This window comes from Spirosoma sp. KUDC1026 (genome assembly GCF_013375035.1).
GTDB lineage: Bacteria > Bacteroidota > Bacteroidia > Cytophagales > Spirosomataceae > Spirosoma.
The window spans coordinates 1,948,341-1,969,636 of the sequence record NZ_CP056032.1; the positions used below are offsets into that span (position 1 = coordinate 1,948,341).

Sequence of the window (21,296 nt, forward strand, 5' to 3'; positions counted from 1 at the left end):
TGGCAGGTAGGGGTAAACCAAAGTCATTCATAAGTAGTTGCCTATAGCATTACGCATCACTACCAACCAAGTAACACATGGGAATTAAGACCGCCGTGATCACCGGTGCCAATTCGGGACTGGGACTGGCCACCGCCAAAGCGCTTGCGCAACGATCATTTGACCTGGTTCTGGTGTGCCGCAACGCAGACCGGGGTAAACAGGCGCAGACTAGCGTGCAGCAGGCAAACCCGGCCGTAAAAGTCGATTTGTTCCTGGCCGATCTGGCCGACGCTGAATCTGTTCGGCAGGTTGCCAAGGCAATCTGTTCGGCGTACCCTAAAATTGACGTATTGATCAACAATGCGGGGTACACGCCCAAAAGCATTGAATTCGTTGAGGAAGGCGTTGAGAAGTCGTTTTTTGCCAGTCATGTAGGCCACTTCATTCTGACGAACGGGCTCATGGATTCGCTCAAAGCGGCTGGTGCTGCCACTGGCGATGCCCGGGTCATCAGTCTGTCGTCGGCGGCTTACATTGGCGGACGTACAGCCCGGTTCTTCCGGAAGCTGGACAATCTGTCGCCTATGCTGGCTTACTGCGATGATAAACTTGCCAATCTGCTCTTTGCCAAAGAGTTGGCGAAACAGACGGCGGGAACGGGTATTACGGCCTATTCGGCTCATCCGGGCGCCGTTCGAACAAACTTTGGCAGTGACACGCTAGGGTTCGTTGGTCAGGCACTGGCACTGGCCCGACCCTTCATGCGAACGCCGGAGAAGGGAGCACAAACGTCAGTCTTTCTGGCGTCGGCTCCGCTCAAGTCAATCGGGGCTTCCAATAACGGCGGCTACTTTGCCGACAGTGCGCCAAAACGCACCCGCAACCGGGACATTACCGACGAGAAAGCCGCCTGGCTCTGGGAACGAACGCGTCAATACCTGTAAGATACTCAGAACGAACAGCTACTGGGGCCGCAGTCAATGACTGCGGCCCCGTTATGTATCCGATAGTATGTAGTACTTTTACGTAGCATTCCTACCAGCTGACTTATGCGCACGCTAAGTGTTTTCCTCTTTTCTTTTCTTAGTTGTATACTGGTTCAGGCGCAGGCTGTAAAAAAGCCACCGCTCAAGGTTACTCCTCTCAACGACCAGGTGTACGTGCATACGACCTATGGGGTATATAAAAACACAGCAACGCCCTCTAACGGATTAATCGTCAGAACTAACGCTGGCGTTCTGCTTGTCGATACAGGCTGGGATACAAAGGACGATACCGACAATACCCGCCAGTTGATTCAGTGGGTTGTCGATAGCCTGCACCAGCCCATCCGTCTGTGTATTGTTACGCACGCCCACGACGACCGTGTTGGTGGAATCAGTGAACTGAAGAAAGCAGGTATCCGGGTAATCAGTACGCCACTGACCGCGCAGAAGTCGGTTAAAGAAGGATATGAATCTCCCAACGCTATTCTGCCAGCCGATACAACATTCAAGGTTGGCGACGAACCGGTACGTTGCTATTTTCCAGGCGAAGGGCACACCAGCGATAACATTGTTGTCTGGCTGCCCAAGCAACAGATTCTGCACGGTGGATGTCTAGTTAAAAGTGTGGGTGCCTTTGGTATGGGCAACGTTTCCGAAGCTAACCTGAACGAATGGGGCAACTCCGTCCGGAACGTATTGAAACAATTCGGGACCGCCAAGATTGTTGTGCCCGGCCACGAAGAGTGGGGTGATACAAAGGCGCTGGAACACACATTGCAGCTGCTCGAAAAGCACGCAGCCGCCCAGCGCTGAGTTAATACCTAACGCTGTCCCAACGGAAATGTATAGCCAATCGTAAGCTGTGTAGGAAAGGTCAATAACGTACCGATAAAGGGTTGATTGTTATCCCCGAAGGGAAAGTAAGACCGGATCTCCGCCGTTGCGTGACCAGGGCCTGTTTTGAGACTCATGCCCGCACCTGCCGCCAAGCCACTGGTAAACCGGTCTGCCCCAGTGCCATCAAGCGACGTTTTCCGGCCGTTCAGGCTGGCGCTGGTAATGTAGGCTACGTAGGGACCAACGTTCAGGAAAAAGCGGCTTCTATTTATAGGTGCGGATGCAATTTTTAGGAACAGCGGAATCTCCACAACGTCCGAAGCCCCCACCAGTCGATTCCCCAGCGCCGACACATTGCGCGTAGCGTAACGGGCGTAATTCAGTTCGGGTTGAAACGAAAAGCGGCCAGTGCCTATGGTTAGCATAACACCACCCACAAAGCTGCCCATTGGTGTAACCCCCTCGATCCGTCCCGCGTAAATCGGATACGTCACCCCGGCCCGAACCCCAATATGGTATTTACTGGCGGGGCGTACGACTGCTGTTGGCGTCGTGGCCACTCGAACCGGAGCTGTCCTTGGTGGGACGGGTTTGGGCGTCATCAGTGTCGCCTTTTTACCAGAAGTGACAGCCTTCTTAGGGGAAGGCTTTCGCGTTGATGACGTAGTTTTCCGGCTGGATACGCTTTTTGCTGACGGGCTGCCTTTTTTGTGCTGCCCCAGCGTCAGACTACCCGAAACAAGAAAGACGATAAGTAACTGACAGGCAGTTTTGGGAAATGATTGCATTGGCTAAGATACCGGACCTACGACAAAGGTGAGTAACAAATCATGGGTAAAGAAGTCAATCGATTAAACATTTTAGGGGTTGGCTGAGTAGCTGTATTACTATGAAAACTGAACACAAACTGACGGCTCTGATTACCGGAGCTAATAAAGGAATCGGCAAGGAAACCGCTCGCCAACTGGCACAGCGTGGTTTCGCCGTGTTCATCGGCTCCCGCGACATAGCAAAAGGTCGCGAGGCTTCCGAAGAACTTTGCAATGCTGGCTACGAAGCCACGTTTATTCAGCTTGACGTAACCGATCCGGTCAGTATTAAAACGGCCTGTGGTACGTTCTCGCAAAAGGCGGATCACCTGGATGTGCTGATCAACAACGCGGCTATTCTGGAAGACCACGGTGAAAACATCCTGAAGCTTAACCCCGAATTGCTGGACCGGACCCTGAAATCGAATGTGAGCGGCCCGATTATGGTAATTCAGGATTTTCTGCCTTTTCTTAAGAAAAGCCCGGACGGCGGTCGGATTATCAACGTATCAAGCAGCCTGGGATCGATCAGCCGAATGGACGACGAATCACCGGCCTACAGCATTTCGAAAGCGGCTCTGAACGCCGTAACCAAGCAGTTTGCGGCTGCCCTTAAAAGCGACAACATCGCCGTCAACGCGGCCGATCCGGGTTGGGTACGTACCAGCCTGGGTGGCCCAGAAGCGCATCGTTCTGTCGAACAGGGCGCCGAAACTATCGTGTGGCTGGCGGAAGAAATTGACCAGTCAGAAACGGGTAAGTTCTGGTGCGATAAGCAGGAGTGCGAGTGGTAAATGGATGTTAAGCAAGTTTTTTGACCGGATTACAGGATTTTAACTCACTTGAAAATCCTGTAATCCGGTCAAAAAACCATCCAAACCATCTATAGACCTACTTTCGGGCGGTCAGCCGCTGCGCTAGTTTAACGGCCTCGTAAGCATTCAACAGACCGCCGGAGCGGCTGAGGCTACCGAATGGAACGCGCAGGTTCGCCCGGCCGGGTTTGTTGACCAGCAGCGTCGGTTTGTAACTGCTCTCCATAAGCAGCGTGCGTACCTGAACCGCCGTCAGTGATGGAAAATACGACCGGATCAAAGCTGCTACGCCCGCTGCGCAGGGTGCCGCCATGCTGGTGCCCGAGAAGCGGGCATAGCGGTTTCCGGGGATGGTCGATAAAATTTCGGTACCGGGGGCAAATAAATCGACCGTCTGCGTACCGTAGTTCGACGAACGGCTCACCAGTTTGTCCGTCAATGGCGGTGCACTATTACCCACAACCAGTACATTACGAGCAACGTTTCCATCCGCATAACGAGCCGAGGGGTAGGTGCGGAGCGTATCCGTATTCTGCCCATTATTACCCGCTGCCAGTACAATCAGGACATCACGCTCTTCGGCAAATCGGACAGCCGCATCAACCTGCTCCTTGAATGGCGAGAGCCGTTTGCCAAAACTCATGTTTATGACTTTCGCGCCGTTCTCAACGGCGTAACGAATACCGTTTGCTACGTCCTTATCCCGCTCGTCGCCATTGGCCGGTACAACTGCCACCGACATGATCCGGACGTTGTCGGCAATGCCGTCGATACCCAATCCATTGCTGCGCTGCGCCCCAATAATACCTGCTACGTGACTGCCATGAACCGCCAGGTCTGATCCTTTAGGGAGTTTCATCGTCGGACTGCCGTAGTAGCGTTCGGTAAGATCGGCTGGATTATCGCCAACGGATTGCTGCGGATGGTAATCGGGGTTAAAGGCAATGTCCGTATCGTTGTTGACAATGAACCGAAAGCGACTCCAGTTGAGTCGAAGGATCGTCAGATAGGCCCCAAACGGACCGTACTGCGGGAAATACGTGTCTGCCAGTAAATTGCGCACAACAGGGGCCAGACTATCAGTCGGGAGCGAGACGCCACGAATCGCCTGCTGCGTGGTGGCCGAATCGGGCAACTGCTGCTGAATCGCCCGCGCGATCTGCCAAAAGCGGGTCGTATCGGTAAAGATCGTCCGTTTGGCCTGTCCGGCCTGATAACGCTGTAAGAACTGCTTTTTGGCGTTCTGGTACGTATCGTACTGCCGCCGGTCGGCAGGTTTTACCTGCTCTGGCAATAAACGGTCATATCTGGCGCGCAGATTCAAATAAGTCTGGGTAATCTCGGGCTGACCAAACTCATACGTATCACCGCCGGGACCACCCATGAAATTCCAGCCGTTGACGTCATCGACGTAGCCGTTCTTGTCGTCGTCGGTCTGATTGCCGGCCACCTCTTTAGGGTTCACCCAAAGCACATTCTTCAGATCCTCGTGCGTCGGGTCGACGCCGGAATCCAGCACGCCAACGACGACGGGCGTCGACGTTTTTCCCTTCAGAAGATCATAGGCTTTATGCAGGCTGATACCCGCTACCGAGTCCGTTTGGGGATCCAGGTACGACCAGTCGCGCTGGAGTGTATCCGCCTTTGAACCAGTCGATTGCGCATGAGCAACCGACGTAGTCACAAGGGCGACACACAGGTTCAGAAAAAAAATGAGACGTACAGGCATACGGAAAGTTAACGAACGAACCAGCTGTCCGGTATATTGGCCGGCGCCGAACCGTTCAGGCTGTATTGCAGCTTCAGCGTGAACCCACCACCCCCTTCAATGAAATCAGCTTCGAACGGGTGAGCGCCTTTCGACAGGGCCACCTGCCCGCTCTTTTCGATGGGGAAATGGTTGCCATCGTTGTCTACGACCATCCGGTCGGCAATGCGCAGAATCCCGCCATCGTCGCAGGTGTAGAAGAAGCTGTAAACGCCCGTTTCCGGTACGTTCAGATAGCCCCGGAACTGAATACCAAAGCTGGGCGCATTAACCGACTTCGGCACAACGATGTTGTTAATCGTGTAGGTGCTATCGGGCGTCTGCTGTTTCATCAGTTTGGTTTCCTTGAACGCCTGTTTGTAATAGCTGCACTGCAGGCCCGGTTTAGGACTGTTGAGTACAACCGGTTCAGCGTAGGTCTGCTGCTGGTAGCGGAGTGTGTACACATCACCGCGTAGGCCCGAGCCGTGTAGGCCCGATGGTGTAAAGGCCGCTACGTTGATCGTCTGGGGCTTCGAAATAACCAGTTCGTCTTTCAGCTCGGTCGAACTGGCAGTTGGCTGAGAACCGTCGGTCGTGTAGCGAAGCGTATAGCTGGGCAGCGATTTTTTGATACGTAGCGCGGCTTTGTCGACAAACACATTTTCCTCCGCAAAGCCGGTCAGATCCGGGAGCCGGTAATGGATACCCAGCGCTTCCAGGCGCAGGAAGTGCTGTAACAGCCGTTGCTGGTACGAAGCAAAGTCTTTTTTGGCGGTCCAGACAACCTCCGACAGGGCGGTCATGCGGGGCATCATCATGTACTCGACCCGGTTCTGGCTGGGAATATACTCCGTCCAGATGTTGGCCTGCGCGCCCATGAACAGCTTGCGTTGCTCGGGGGTAATGCCTTCGGGCACTACGTTCAGATTATACACGTTTTCGACCGACTGAATGCCCGGCGGGCTGTCGAAATACAACGTACTGACCGGCGTCATCACGATCTCATTCCCGTTTTTGGCCGCTTTTGCCGGAGCATCTTTTACCCAGCTACGCCAGTACATCACCGTTGCCGATTTGTCGAGACCACCTTCGAGGGCATCGTCCCAGACCAGCAGTTTCCTGCCCTTCGACTGAACAAATTTCTCTACCCGACGCACGAAATAGCTCTGCAATTCCTCCACGTTTTTAAGGCCTTCCCGCTTCATCAGTTCCTGACAGGCGGACGACTGCGCCCAGGTCGTTTTCTCCACCTCATCGGCGCCAATGTGAACGTATTTACTGGGGAACAGCGCGATAACCTCGCTCAGGACAGCTTCGGTAAATTGATACGTTGGCTCGTTACAGGGGCAAACGGGGACTGAAAAGGTTTTCCCCCAGCCTTCCTGACCTGTACAGCTCAGAAACGGATAGGCCTTGATGGCGGCCGTCAGGTGGCCGGGCATGTCGATTTCAGGAATGATCTCGATGTGCTTCGTAGCCGCATACGCGATCAGGTCGCGCATCTGAGTCTGGGTGTAAAAACCGCCGTATTGCGTCTGTCCGTTCTGCTGGCGCAGATGCTGCTTCGGCAGGTCGAAATCCGGGTTCGTAATCGACCGCTTCAGTACGACCGAATCCTGGTTGTTGAACGTCCGCCAGGCGCCTTCGCTGGTCAGTTTAGGATAGGCTTTAATTTCTAGCCGCCAGCCCTGGTCATCGGTCAGGTGGAGGTGAAACTTGTTGAATTTGTAGAGCGCCAGCCAGTCGACGAACGTATGCAGGTAATCCATCGAGAAAAAATGCCGTGATACGTCCAGGTGCATTCCCCGCCAGCTGTAAGCTGGCTGGTCCTGAATCTGAACCGCTGGCAAAGCCAACGACGAAACCGTTTTCCCACTCGTCTGCTCGATGGAAACGGGCAGCAGTTGCCGAATCGTCTGAATCGCGCGGAACATGCCGGCCGGCTCTTTGGCCGACAGCGTAACCTGCCGGGGCGTAATGGTCAGTTTATAAGCTTCGGGTGCGGTCAGGCTCGCATCATACCGTAGCTCAATCGTAGAACCGCTTCCCTTGGTCGGTAATCGTTTCCCCAGGCTGGGCTCTACCAGCGATTGCAAAATAGTAGCTTCGTTGGCAAAGAGTTTGTCCGGCACTAGCAAAGCCGTCTGCGCGGTCAGTGTAAACTGCCCCTGGGCGGGCGTGAGCGAGGTGGGGTAAGGAATAAGAGGGTAACGCTGGGCCAGGTCCTGCGCCTGTGCGACGCATACGGATAGGAACACCAGCCAGAGGGAGAGGTACGTTCTAGTCATGGAGGGCAAAAATACGAACGGACAACGAAGTGAAGGTTCGTTTGGCGCGAAACGAATGGCCGTATATTGATCGGAGAACGCTGGGGTCAGGGAAAATTCGATACAGATAACCGGGTAACCTGGTGCTCATCACCCACCACAGTGCGGAGGCCGCATCCTTGTTCACTCAACAGATCAACTCTTCAGTTTCACTGGCGGGTAGCCAAAATGCTCCTGAAACACTTTGGTAAAGTGAGACGGGGATTGGTAACCGATTTGATAGGCGACCTCGGCGACGGTCAAGGTCCCACTTGCTAACAGCTCGGCCCCCCGCTCCAGGCGAACCCGCTGAATAAAACGGTTGGGACTTAGACTCGTCAGGGCGGAGAGTTTACGGTTCAGTTGGGTTCGACTCATGTGGGCCTGGGCAGCTAGCCAGTCTACGTCAATCGACTCGGCCGCCAGATGCGCCATAATAGCCTGGCGTAGTCGATCCAAAAAGGCTTCCTCCCGGTTCAACACCGGCTCGGTTGGTAACCGGACCGGGGAGGGGGCGGACAGGAATCGTTTTTGCCAGTTCTGACGGGTACGCAGCCCGTTGCCAATTCGCAGCAGCAGCTCCGCCAAGCTAAAAGGTTTGACCAGATACTCGTCCGCCCCGGTTTGCAGGCCCCGCATTCGGCTTTCAGACGCCGATCGGGCCGTGAGTAGTATTACGGGAATGTGGCTGGTACGCTCATCGTTCTTCAGCCGCTCCAGCAATTCGTACCCGTCCAGCTCGGGCATCATCACGTCGCTTATGATTAAATCAGGTACGCTGGCCAGCGCCTGTTCCCACCCCAGCCGGCCGTTCTCCGCCAGGACCACCTGGTAGGTACCTGATAGATAGTCGGCCACCTGCGCCCGCAGGTCTTCGTTGTCTTCCACCACCAGGATGAGTGGTTTAGACGTTACACCAGCGGAAGTGAATTCAGGGGCTTCGGCAGTGGCTGAGTTACGGACGGCCTCCGGCATAGGGGGAATCATAAATGACGGGGACGCGGCTAGCGTTGAATCGGCTCCACTCGGGATCGTCAACGGCAGTTGAACGGTAAACGTACTGCCCTGACCGGGCTGGCTGGTGACCGTTACCTCCCCACCCAGCCAGATGGTTAATTCCCGCACCAGCGCCAGGCCAATACCGGTACCCGAGTAGGCCCGCGTTGCCCGGGAATCTACCTGGTGAAAGCGCTCAAAAATGTGCTCCTGCTGGTCGGCCGGGATACCAATACCGGTATCGCTAATGGACAAGACGAAGAACGTATCCGCCCGGATATGACCCCTGACCCGTACGCTGCCCCCAGGGGGAGTAAACTTTAGCGCGTTGGCCAGCAGATTGTAGATGATTTTCTCCCACTTCTCGCTATCGAAACTAACTAAATCGTCGCTGGTGGACGACGTAGTTGGGGTGAAATCAGGAACGGGTAATGACTGAGTGGCCGGGCCATCATTGTAGGTGAGATCAAGACCCCGCTGCGCAGCCAGTCCGGCAAACTGAGCCACCACCTGCCCGGCAAACCAGACTGGATTGCCCAGCTGGAGATGGGATTCCAGCTTACCCGCGTCCAGGCGGGCCATATCGAGGGTTTCGGTGATGAGCCTCAGTAACTGATGTGCGTGGCGTTGGATGGTGGCTACTTCGGGCTGTTCGACGTGGGCCGGGGTCTTGGCCGTTAGTTGCTCGGTGGCGTTAAGAATGATAGTAAGGGGCGTGCGGAACTCGTGGGTAACGTTACTAAAGAACCGGGTTTTCAGCTCGTCGAGCTGTCGCAGACTGGCCGCTTCCTGCTGCTCGCGGGCCAACTGCTGAGCCAGTTGTCGTCGTCGCCTGTAGGCTCGGATCAGATAGTAGCCCAGCCCGCCCACCACCAGCCCCATCAGCGCCAGGAAAGCGGGCGTTTTCCAGAAGGGGGCTACCACCACGATCGTCAGCGTTGACACCGTTGGCTCCCATTTACCCGTGTTGTAGCCCTGGTTGACAGTAAACGTATACGTGCCGGCGGGCAACTGATAGGCGGCATAGCCCGTTACATCCTGCGACGAAATCCAGTCGTTGTCATAGCCATTGAGTCGCCAGCGCAGTGTTCCCGACGCTATTTTTGCCACCGGGGTAAACTGCATGGTAAAGGGTTCATTTTCGCGTACCGTCAGCGTAGGGTGTCCTCCGGTATCGTAGGTCAGATTCTGGGTAGCACTTGTATTGTCCTTAAGCAGAGTTCCATTAATGGTCAGCCGCAGGAACAGCAGCGAGGGAGAAACCCGGGTCTGATTCAAATCATACGCATACAGTTTAGCGCTGGTGCTTACCCACAGTCGGTTGGCAGTATCAACGTAAAGCCCTTCGACAAAGTGGGTGGGGGAGCCGAAACCAAGTTGCTGTAGGGTTCCCTGAGCGGTATAGCAGTACGTAGCCACTCCCGTGCTGAAATAGGCATTCCCCCGGGCATCGAGTTTGAACTCGTAGATGTAGGGCGCGCCTGGCGTCTTGGTTTCCGGGGTTCGCTGAATAGTCAGCCCCAGGCGTCGAAACTGACCGGTGGCCGGGGAAAAGACACTGGCTTCGTTGATCTGGCCGACCAGAATACTACCGTCGGGCCGGGCCTGCACTCCGTAGGCGGCATTGCTGCTCAGCGAGGTGGTGTTTTTGTCGTCGTGTCGGTAGTTGGTCAACTGCTCCGTCTGCGGGTTGTAGGCAAATAAGCCTTGTTTTGAGGTGGCAAAATAAATTACGCCCTGACGGTCCTGGGTGATACTGCGGATGTCCAATCCCTGATCGACGATGTGCTTCACGGCCAGGGTGCGGGGGTTGAGCTTCAGCAGGCCATGATCTTTCAAACCGATCCAGAGACTGGCCTGAGCATCCGTGAATAAATAGTGTGATCCGTATCGGGCCAAATAATCGCGCACCACGCGGGTGCTGTCGGGCAACCGGACGATGCGCTGCTGCCGGGTATCAACGTAGGCGAGTGAAAGGCCGGAGCCTTGTTTGAGCCAGATACGTCCGTCGACTGACGACACCAATTGATAATAGTAATCGCCTTCTTTCAACACCGGATCGTGAAACACCCGAAATTGCCCGCCCTGATAACGAACAATACCATTGATCGTAGCCATCCATAAGTGCCCCTGGGTATCCTGAGTCATGCCCAGAGCGGTCAGACTTAACCCCGGCTTTTCGTCAAACTGCCGCAGCAGTCGGGGCATGAGCAACTGCGCCTTACCCAACCCGGCCGTCAACCCCAACAGTAACAAACAACTTCCCGCAACTCGGTAAAAAAAAAGCATGACAGGGGTAGAATAGTCAAATATACGTACCTAGTCATGTATAGCAATACCCACTACTGCCCGCGTCTATTAGGAGGGTAAACCACCACCTGAATTACCCCTGGGTTCATCGTACATAAAGGCTTGCTTGGCTCCAGGGAGGGCTGTACCAATCCTACCATTTTCTGGGGTCGTCTACCTGGCCCAATAAGCCAGCTAAACTTGTCTGCTTGCTGAAAATGGTTCGATACCGCTCATAATGGTTCGATATCGTTCGTTGCTAACCCTCTTTCCAACAGACATTTGTTTTCAAGAACGACCACCAGAAATGGGTTCTGGTGGTTTGCTAACCCAACTTCTACGTATGCTTTTTCTTCTACCGTCAGCCAGCTACTCCGCTGGCACTCCACGCTGGCTGGATTCCAGACAACGCGTCAAATCATTCAAATTAACTTGGCTACGCAGAACCACTGTCGGGGCAGTTCGTTTCCTGCCTGGCTACTACTTTATCTGGTTACTGTTGCTAGGCAGCCAGTTGCTACAGGGACGTGCTATGGCTCAGTATACGGTGACGACCAATAACGATGCGGGGGCCGGCAGTTTACGGGCTGCGATCACCAGCGGCAATGCGTCCGGAGCCGAGTATACCATTAACATCACCACGGCCGGGCCGATCACCCTAACGGCGGCTCTGCCCGATATTACCCAGTCGTGTACGATTAGTAGTGCGGCTTCGCTGACGCCAGTTACGGCTACAGGGGGAACTATCATTCAGCGGAATGCGACTACCGGTATTGCCGACTTCCGGCTTTTTAAAGCCACTACGGCCACCAAAAAATTTACCCTCATCAACCTCATCCTTCAGAATGGCGTGGGGAACGAGGGAGATTTCTACCGGGGGGGCGGAGCGGTATTGACCGATAATGGCGTGGCGCTAACCATGCTCCGTTGTCTGGTCCGTAACTGCACTACCCGCGACGGGCGACACGGCGGGGGGGTGCATGTGGTGAATGGGTTGGCTACGCTGACTGACTGTGAATTTCGGACGAACAGTTCACCAGGTACGCAAAACAATTCGTCGGGTGGGGCTTTTAAATCAGGATTAAGTCAAACTAATTCGATAGTAGCTAACCCGGAGATTGTCAGTTTTTTACGGTGTACGTTTGCTGATAACTCTGCCGAGCGGGGTGGAGCAACTTATGAAGCCGGCCCGGCGTCTTTTATTAATTGCACATTCAACTCCAACTCCGCAGATTTGGGTGGTTCTGTCTACACCTTGACTGGACAATCGGATATTATTAACTGCACGTTTAACAATAATAGGCTATTCTCATTTGGTATAAATGGCGCTACTGTCCGCATTATAAATTCATTATTCGTTAATTCTAATTTGAGTGGAACAGAGTATTCGTCGTTGGGTGGGAATGTCACGACCACAGGGGCAGGCTCCGTATTTACACAGGACAGTGATAAAAGCAGTCAAACCATAGTATTAGGTAGCCTGCAACGCAATGCCGGGGGGCTGGTCAGTACGTTAGCCATCAATGGCTGCAGCCCGGCACTCAATGCCGGCGTTAGTTCGACTACTCAACCGGGTATTATGATGCCGCCAACGGATGCCAACAACCAGCCACGGGTTGGTCAGCCCGATGCCGGAGCTTATGAATTGCAGGGAACCCCTGGTGGTACCGATGTCGCCATCACCCGGCAACCAGCCAGTGGTTCTTCGGTTTGCGTCGGCTCAACAGTAACCACCTCGGTTAGTACCAGCGGCACGGTCAGCGGTTATCAATGGTACCGGAATGGTAGCATCGTGAGCGGACAAACCTCGGCTACGCTCACCCTGCCGAACACGACCACGGCTAATTCGGGCAGTTACGTGGCGGTCGTCACCGGTGCCTGCAACAGCCTTACCTCTACGGCCTTCAACCTGACGGTCAATCCGCTGCCTACCCAGTATGCGGTGACTGGGGGCGGAATTTTCTGCGCTGGTGGCACCGAGCCTACTGTGGGGCTGGCTGGCTCGCAGACCGGCGTCAATTACCAATTGCTACGGGGAACTATGCCCCTGGGTACTCCGGTAGCCGGCACAGGTAGCGCCATCCGCTTTCAAGAACCAGTAACAGGGGGTACCTATACCGTGCAGGCCACTAACGCCACTACGGGTTGCCAACAGACCATGACTGGCTCGGCCACGGTGAACGTCTTACTACTTGAGCCTTACGCGGTTACCGGCGGTGGTACCTACTGTGTAGGCAGCCCGGCCCCTGCTGTGGGTCTGGCTGGCTCTCAACCGGGGGTCAACTACCAGTTACTGCGAGGAACCACACCGGTGGGAAACCCCGTAGCGGGTACGGGCAGTGCCATCAGCTTTGGCGCGCAATCAACGGGAGGTACCTACACCGTGCAGGCCATTGAGGCTACTACGGGATGTCAGCGAACAATGAACGGCTCGGCCACGGTGACGGTCAACCCCACACCCGTGCTTACTATCACCACCCCGCCCGCAGTTTGCGCCCCCACTACCGTCGACCTCACCCGCTACGTAACCAGCGACATTGCAGCCACGATCCGCTTCTTTACGGATGACGCGCGCACCCAGGCGGTGGCAACACCCACCGCCGTCGCTGCTAGCGGTACCTACTACGTGCAGGCAACCAGCGAGCAGGGCTGTGTCAGCAACGGCAGTATCGTGGTGACGGTCAACACCCCGCCTGCCGTCAGCATCGTGCCCTCGGCCCTGACCGGCTGCGCGGGTACGATCATCACCCTGTCGGCGCAAGGAGCCGACCGCTACGTCTGGAACACAGGGGCCACTACTACGTCCATTCCCGTGACGGCTACCGGTACCAGTGTCTACTCCGTGACGGGTACCATCACCAGCACGGGCTGCTCGGCTACAGCCTCTCAGTCCATCACCATCTACCCGCTACCGGCGGCACCTAGTGTGCTCACCCAAACCGGGCAGAGCTACCCCGGCGGGCAGTCCAGCGTCACCGTTGACGTCAACTCGGGCAACGTCAACCTGGTGGTGAGTGGCTGCTCCGGTACCATCAACTGGACGGGTCCTAATAACACCTCGGGCACTAGCAGCCCCATTGTGGTCTCGACCGAGCGGGTAGGACAGTTTGTCTACTCCGCTACCTGCACCAGCACCCAGGGCTGCACCAGCCCGGCCACCTCGGCTACGGTGACCGTCCAGGGCCGGCTGACGGTGCTGCACCGGGACGTGGACAACTACGCCGACAACAACGCCATCCAGCCCCTGCTGGTACTACAGAACCAGGGCAGCAGCGCCCTGCCCCTCGCCCGGCTCACCCTGCGCTACTACGTGACGGTCGAAAACGGGGGCACGCTGGGCAACCTCAATGTCAACTACGCCCAGGTGGGGGGCCAGAACGTGCGGCTGCGCTACGTGCCGCTGAGCCCGGCCCAGCCGGGGGCCAGCGGCTACGTGGAGGTGAGCTTCACGGCCGGGGCGGGGAACCTGGCCGCGGGGGCCAACACGGGGCCGATCCAGGCCTACTTTGCCAAGAGTGACTACGGTGCCCTGTTTGAGCCCGACGACTACTCCTACAACCCGGTGCGAGACCAGCTGAGGGCGACCCAGCGCATCACGGCCTACTATGACGGGGTGCTCATCGCGGGCATCGAGCCGGGTTCAGGGGCTCAGGTGCGATCGGTTCGGGCGCTGACCGAGAGCCGCAACGGGCCGGACGCCACCCAGATCAACACGGTGCTGGAAGTACGCAATGAGGGTACGGTGGCTATCAACTACAGTGACCTGAAAGCGCGTTATTACTTCACCTCGGACGGCAACGAGCGCTTGCAGGTGAAAGTCGATGAAGGCAACATCAGCACGCGACTGGTGAAGCTACCTGCGGCCGTCAACGGCGCAGACACGTATCTGGAGATTAGCTACAATCAGGGCGGTCAGTTGGCCCCCGGTGCCTCTACGGGCGCGATCCGCTACCGGATCAGCAAGCCCGACGGGGGGCGCTTCAACCAGGCCAACGACTACTCCTACCAGGAGCAGCCCCAGGATCGCGCTCAAAATAGCCGGTTGGTGGTGCTAGTTAGCAATCAAATTGTATGGGGTACCCCTCCTACGGGCGCTCCCGCGCGGCTAGCGTACGAGGAGGCTGGTTCTACTCTATCAGTGAAGGTGCTGGGCAACCCGATCCAGAACGATCAGGTAAGCTTTGAGGTAACGGGCGCTGAGGGGCAAGCTTTGCAACTGCAACTGCTGACGCCCCAGGGTCGGGTGGTGAGCCAGCAGCTGGTACCGAGCGCAGAGGCTACACAGCGGCATGAGTTGTCGGTGGCGGGTCAGGCGGGCGGTCTGTTTCTGCTGGAGGTGAGCACGCCCACCCAAAGCCAGACGGTGAAGGTACTTAAAGCAAATTGATGACTTATTTTTTGTCATGCACTGCTGCCCAGATCAACGGACTTCAATCGGGGGCCGTTGATCTGGGCAGCAGTGCGACAAATCTGTTCATGCATTCGCATGACAAACCTGGTAGAATGACTCAAATTAGTCTCATGACGCTTGCACTCCGATGACACCTCCACGGGATTATCTGTACGTTTCTACCTTACTATGCTTTACGGAATATCAAAACTATTACCGGTACCCGTATTCAATACCACATACGGTTCGAAAATCGATATTCTGTGGATGCTTCGCTCTTCGATCCAGTCGAAGTCGGTTGCCAACTTACCCTTTTAGGCTTATGTATAATCGCTCAACATAACCCAGTTCCTACCCAATCTTTATCAATCCCCCAACAAAATCTTTATAGCTAACCAACTCTACTCAACATTGGCTATCTCTGACTTTAGCAAAGCCCAGAAGCGCACCCTCACAAGCTATACTTATAATTTTTTCACAAAAAATTATAAGTATAGCTTGTGGAATTATAAGAATCTATCAATCTTTGTAGTGTAGTATGTATAGACATTTAGACAAGGAAATGCAGTTGTTTACTATCGATCACAGTAGCCCCATACCCCTGCACATGCAAGTGGAAACCATTATGAGGGAGTTGATCGAGAGCGAAGAGTATCAGCAGGGAAAGCTTTTCCCGAATGAAATAGATCTCGCTAAGCGCCTTGGTATTGCCCGGAATACGGTCAGACAAGCTATCAACAAGCTTGTTCATGAGCAGCTCCTGATTCGTAAAAAGGGCGTAGGGACTAAAGTTGCCAAAAATCGCATTACGACGAAACTTAATAACTGGTCGAGCTTCACGCTCGAAATGCACGATAAGGGCGTTGATTTTCAGAACTACGAAATTAGAGCGAGTTGGACGCTTGCTGATCAGGATACCGCGGAGGTGTTTGGGATCAGCACCGACTCGAAAGTATTAAAACTAGAGCGCCTGAGAGGACTGGACGCAGGACCCATTGTCTATTTTATCTCGTATTTCCACCCCCGCGTTGGCCTTACGGGCGATGAGGATTTTACCAAGCCTCTCTACGAAATGCTGGAAAAGGATCATCATACCGTAGTTGTTCTTTCCAAGGAAGAGATCAGCGCTACGTTGGCCGACGAATACCTCGCGACCGTTTTGCACACCGAGCCCGGCGACCCGATTCTGTTGCGCAAACGGATTGTGTGTGATCCGGGTGACCGGCCGGTTGAATACAACATGGGCTATTATCGAGCGGATCGTTTCACCTATGCCATTGATATAGCCCGTAAGTAATCTGCTTTTTTATTACCAATCTATTGCCCAAGTATAGCTAGGTAGTCAGTTGATTACCAGATCGTTTTTTTGTATTTATTAGTATGTCTATACATATAGACAAATAAAATATATGTTCTGTTTATGCCTCTTCCAACACTCCTGAAAATGAGTGTACATCCTAACCCTTTCCGACCTAAATAAGCATGGTTACCCTACCAAATCAATCTGTAAACAAAGTAAATAACACCTACCTGTACCTAGTCTGCCTGGTAGCAGCGCTCGGCGGTTTTCTGTTCGGTTTTGACACCGCCGTTATCTCAGGTACGGTGGGCCTGGTCAAAGGGGACTTTGATCTGAACGCGGTGCAGGAAGGCTGGTTTGTGAGCTGTGCCTTACTGGGGTGTATCATTGGCGTCAGCGTCTCGGGTAAATTGAGCGATACGTATGGTCGCAAATTAGTCCAGATCATCTCGGCGGTGTTGTTTCTGGCATCAGCCATTGGGTGTATGTTCTCCGTCACGTTCACTACGCTGATCGCCTTCCGGTTGGTGGGTGGCCTGGGGATAGGGGTGGCCTCGATGGTTTCTCCGCTTTACATCTCTGAGTTTGCCCCTTCCCGCTTTCGGGGTACCATGGTGTCGCTGTATCAATTAGCCCTGACCATTGGCATTGTGCTGGCTTATTTCTCCAATGCCTACTTAGCAAACCACGCGAGCGATTCTTTCGAAAACGCAAGCGTCAGATCCATATTTTCGGACCATGTGTGGCGGGGTATGCTGGGGTTAGGCGCTGTACCGGCCGGTATATTCCTACTAGCCCTGTTGGTTGTGCCCGAATCACCCAGATGGTTGTTGCTGCGCGGTCAAGAGCAAAAAGCACGGGCCATACTCACCCGAATAGACGGTCCTGCTTCCGCTCAAAAAGAGATTGAAGCCTTTAAAGCGCCGGGCGAGGATGGAGGAGGCAATCTGAGCGAATTGTTTACGCCCCTGTACCGGCGGCCCTTGTGGATCGGTTTGCTCCTGCCGTTCCTATCGCAGGTGTGCGGCATCAACGCCGTGATCTACTACGGTCCCAGAATTCTGGAGCAGGCTGGTTTTACACTCAATAGTGCCTTGGGGGGACAGGTTACCATTGGGCTGGTCAATGTCGCCTTTACGTTCGTCGCCATTTTCACCGTCGACAAATGGGGACGTAAACCACTACTGTACGTAGGTGTCGGTGGGGCGGTGCTTTCACTGCTGATCATCGGGGCGCTCTTTCAGTTAGGAGTTACGTCCGGCCCCTGGATACTGCTCTTTATTCTGGCCTTTATCGCCTGCTTCGCGTTTTCGTTCGGGCCCGTGTGCTGGGTTGTCGTTGGCGAAATATTTCCGAATGCCATTCGGGGGAAAGCGATGGCACTAGCTACGCTATCGCTCTGGATTGGCAATTTCCTGGTCGGTCAGTTGACGCCAGCCTTGCTCGAAGGCGTAGGCTCTGCCTGGACCTTCTGGCTGTTTGCATTATGCTGCTCCCCGGCATTGTGGCTCACCTGGAAACTGATTCCGGAAACCAAAGGACGCTCCCTGGAGGCCATTGAAGCCTATTGGAAAGCCACCTCCACCTCACCCAGATAAGCACATTGACAACGCCTAAACCCTATACTCTTTCAACTGAACACCTTTTTAACATTTATCGAATTTCCTAAACCAGTAATACCCTTATGAATTGTCTAATACGTCATCGAGTAGGCCAATCGATTGGGTCGGTCGGACCACGATTGCTTCTCGTGTTGCTTCTTCTCGGGCTGAATTACAGCTACGGATCAGCGGCTCCGTTAGCGGTCCGCGCATTGATTAACCCGCTCAACATAGAGCTTACCGGTCAGGTGCTCGATGAGCAGCAGAAGCCTCTGCCGGGTACAACCGTGAGCGTGGTGGGTACTACGGTTGGCACGACAACCGATGAAAATGGTCGGTACAGATTGTCCGTACCTGATAATTACGTGGGGCGCAGCCTCGCCTTCTCGTTCATTGGCTTTACCAAGCAAACCGTCGTCATTGGGCAGGAGCGAACCATCAATGTTACGCTAAAGGTAGACGCCGGTCAGTCGCTCGATGAGGTTGTGGTCGTTGGCTATGGCCAGCAGAGCAAACTGTCGGTTACCGGCGCGGTCGATCAGATCAAGTCCCAGAGTATTGAAAGCAAACCCGTAACGAACGTATTACAGGCGCTGCAGGGTGAGTCGCCGAACCTGATTATTCAGCAGACGAACTTCAGTCCGGGCAGTGGGGTAAACATCAACATTCGCGGGCTGGGCACGCTGGGCGATAACACACCGCTCATTGTTATTGACGGCATCATCGGCGGGGACATCAACCTGCTCAACCCCAATGACATTGCCAGTGTATCTGTCTTGAAAGACGCGGGTTCGGCTGCCATTTATGGCTCTCGTTCGGCCAATGGCGTACTTTTAGTTACGACGAAAAGCGGTAAGCTGAATCAGAAAGCCACCATCACCTACAACGGTAGCTACGGTATGCAGGTGCCTTACGTCGGGTTACGCAAAGTCAACGCCTGGGACAACGCGTATTACAAAAATCTGTCGCTGATCAACTCGGGATTGCCACCGATCTACACGCCGGATGATATTCAGGCGCTGAGAGCACAGGGTAATGGCGATTGGGAACGTCAGTCTATTTTGCAGAATGCGCCCCAGCAATTACACAATGTTTCGATCACGGGCGGGGGAGCCAATAGTAGCTATCTGATTTCGGCCGGGCTTCAGGATCAGCGCAGCAATTTTGTTGGACCGTCGTACGGCTACAAGAAATACAACATCCGCCTGAATCAGCTCTCCGTTATTGGCAAGCTGAGGGTCAACACGATTCTGAACTACGTTAAATCGAGCAACAAGTCGCACAGTAACGCCGACTGGGTCATTTTTGCTGATGCCGATCGGGTACCCCTGAATTACAGTTTCCAGGATGCAGACGGCAACTACCTGACCAACCCGGTGGCTTCCCAGTACAACGTGAAAAGCGTATTGGAACAAGGCGGCTCGTATAAGTCCGACAACGATCAGTTTTTTGGCAACCTGAACGCGGAACTCAGCATCACGAAAGACCTCAAACTGACGGGCATATTCGGAGGAACGCTGAACGCCAATAATGCTTTCTTCCGTCGGTTACAGGTCAACAACTATCCAGCCGGGGTGTACGGAAACGACCGCACGGTTTACGACAACAGCTTCAAGAATTCACTGCTCAATACGCAGCTGTTTGCGGACTACACCAAGCGCCTGGGCGACCACAGCATCAAGGTGTTGCTGGGGGCTTCCGACGAATACTACCGTTCCAATGAGTTTCAGCTACAGAAAACCCTGACTGATCCGGCGCTGGGCACGCCTACTACCGGAACGATCCTTGACCCGGTTGCCTCCTACAACAGCAACGCCAGAACCAACGAGACGCGCATCAGCTCCGTCTTTGGCCGGGTAAACTATTCGTTCAAAGACCGGTATTACCTGGAAGGGAACTTCCGGCAGGATGGGTCGTCTAAGTTTGCTTCGGGCCGGCGGTGGGGCTTTTTTCCGTCGCTGGCGGGCTCCTGGCTGCTTAGTGAAGAATCTTTCCTGGAATCGGCTAAGAACGTCGTGAACAACCTGAAGGTACGGGCCTCGTACGGTCTGGTGGGTAACCAAAACGTAAACGCCTACCAGTACCAGACGAACTTTTTCAACTATGCCAACGCCTACGGCTTCAACAATACCGTTGTGGGTGGGGCTGGCTTCAATCTGGGCAATTCTGATCTGACCTGGGAAAAATCGGCAATTCTGAACGTGGGAACGGATGCTAGTTTCCTCCAGAACAAGCTGACTCTTTCGGTTGATTACTTTAACAAGGTAACCAGCGACATTTTGTACAGTCGGCAGGATATTCCACTCTTGTTTGGCGCGGGATTCCCCGATTACAACGTAGCTAAGGTCCGTAACAAAGGCTGGGAGGTTAGTGCGACCTACAACCTGAATACGAAAGCCGTTAAGCAGAGCTTCAGCGTCAATCTGGCCGACAACAAAAATACCCTGCTGGCCCTGACGTATGGCGCGGATCAGCAGATCGCCAACGTGGATGCGTTCGGTTTTATCCGGAAAGTAGGCCAGCCTATTACGCAGTACTGGGGGTACAAAACAAACGGTTACTTCCAGAATCAGGCTGACGTTGATAACTCACCCAAACCAGATGGCGTTGACGTGGGACCCGGCGACCTGAAGTTTACTGACTTCAACGGGGACGGTAAAATCGACGACAGCGATAAGATCGTCCTAGGTAATCCGTTCCCCCGCTACACGTTTGGCTTCAACTACCGATTAGCGGTAAAAGGGTTCGATCTGAACCTGTTTATACAAGGCGTGGGCAAGCGCGATGTGATGCTGCGGGGTGAGGAGGTTGAGCCTTTCCACTACAATTACGGGGCAACCATGTACGAGCACCAGACGGATTTCTGGACGCCCACGAATCCCGATGCTCGCTACCCCCGACTGGCGGCAATTGGCTCACCGTCAAACACGAATAACTGGCGCTACGGCTCGGATGTGTACCGATATAATGGTGCCTACGCCCGGCTGAGAAACGTGCAGATTGGCTACACGATCCCGGCTGAAGTAACCAAGAAACTCGGCGTGCAACGCTTGCGGGTGTCGTTGATTGGTCAGAATCTGCTAACGCTCTCCCAGCTCAAATTCATTGATCCGGAAACGTCTGAGTTCAATAATAATTTGAACTTGAATGCAGCGTCAAACAGCGCTCGTTCCTACCCTTTACCCATTTTTTACGGGTTTGGGCTTGACCTCAGCCTTTAACCCTTTACTAATCG

11 protein-coding genes are annotated in these 21,296 nt (G+C 54.4%); 7 read left to right on the forward strand and 4 right to left on the reverse strand.

All coding sequences use genetic code 11. The features are described from left to right. The first annotated feature begins 77 nt into the window (after positions 1-77). Together HU175_RS08350 and bla are read left to right on the forward strand one after the other, a co-directional pair. Entirely contained in the window at positions 78-926 is an 849-nt protein-coding gene (locus tag HU175_RS08350; RefSeq protein ID WP_176566156.1) for an SDR family NAD(P)-dependent oxidoreductase, read from the forward strand. A 105-nt stretch (positions 927-1,031) separates the two neighbouring features. Then, positions 1,032-1,781: a subclass B1 metallo-beta-lactamase gene (gene bla, locus HU175_RS08355; protein ID WP_176566157.1), complete on the forward strand. Its 750-nt coding sequence runs from the start codon at positions 1,032-1,034 to the stop codon at positions 1,779-1,781. Positions 1,782-1,789: 8 nt separating this feature from the next. On the opposite strand, the gene HU175_RS08360 is transcribed toward bla, so the two are convergent. Then, positions 1,790-2,593: a porin family protein gene (locus HU175_RS08360; RefSeq protein WP_176566158.1), complete on the reverse strand. Its 804-nt coding sequence runs from the start codon at positions 2,591-2,593 to the stop codon at positions 1,790-1,792. Between the two features lie 101 nt (positions 2,594-2,694). On the opposite strand from HU175_RS08360, the gene HU175_RS08365 reads away from it, so the two are divergent. Further along, positions 2,695-3,408 (forward strand): SDR family oxidoreductase, encoded by a 714-nt coding sequence (locus HU175_RS08365; RefSeq protein WP_176566159.1) that lies wholly within the window; start codon positions 2,695-2,697, stop codon positions 3,406-3,408. Positions 3,409-3,505: 97 nt separating this feature from the next. On the opposite strand, the gene HU175_RS08370 is transcribed toward HU175_RS08365, so the two are convergent. The 3 genes from HU175_RS08370 to HU175_RS08380 form a co-directional block, all read right to left on the reverse strand. Beyond that, on the reverse strand, positions 3,506-5,158 hold the full coding sequence (locus HU175_RS08370) for a S8 family serine peptidase (protein WP_176566160.1): 1,653 nt from the start codon (positions 5,156-5,158) through the stop codon (positions 3,506-3,508). 8 nt (positions 5,159-5,166) lie between these two features. Further along, positions 5,167-7,467: a family 20 glycosylhydrolase gene (locus tag HU175_RS08375; protein ID WP_176566161.1), complete on the reverse strand. Its 2,301-nt coding sequence runs from the start codon at positions 7,465-7,467 to the stop codon at positions 5,167-5,169. A 174-nt stretch (positions 7,468-7,641) separates the two neighbouring features. Continuing rightward, positions 7,642-10,689: an ATP-binding protein gene (locus HU175_RS08380; protein WP_176566162.1), complete on the reverse strand. Its 3,048-nt coding sequence runs from the start codon at positions 10,687-10,689 to the stop codon at positions 7,642-7,644. A gap of 424 nt (positions 10,690-11,113) precedes the next feature. Between HU175_RS08380 and HU175_RS08385 the strand changes: the two genes are divergently transcribed. From HU175_RS08385 to HU175_RS08400, 4 genes are all read left to right on the forward strand, one after another. After that, a complete protein-coding gene (locus HU175_RS08385) occupies positions 11,114-15,157 on the forward strand; it encodes a cellulose binding domain-containing protein (protein WP_176566163.1) in 4,044 nt (1,347 codons plus the stop codon). Between the two features lie 541 nt (positions 15,158-15,698). Continuing rightward, on the forward strand, positions 15,699-16,457 hold the full coding sequence (locus HU175_RS08390) for a GntR family transcriptional regulator (RefSeq protein WP_228724364.1): 759 nt from the start codon (positions 15,699-15,701) through the stop codon (positions 16,455-16,457). Positions 16,458-16,642: 185 nt separating this feature from the next. Next, positions 16,643-18,058, forward strand: a complete 1,416-nt coding sequence (locus HU175_RS08395; protein ID WP_176566164.1) for a sugar porter family MFS transporter — start codon at positions 16,643-16,645, stop codon at positions 18,056-18,058. A 152-nt stretch (positions 18,059-18,210) separates the two neighbouring features. Continuing rightward, positions 18,211-21,282 carry a SusC/RagA family TonB-linked outer membrane protein gene (locus HU175_RS08400; protein WP_228724365.1) on the forward strand — a complete coding sequence of 1,024 codons (3,072 nt, stop codon included), beginning with the start codon at positions 18,211-18,213 and terminating at the stop codon, positions 21,280-21,282. The last annotated feature ends 14 nt before the right edge of the window (positions 21,283-21,296 follow it).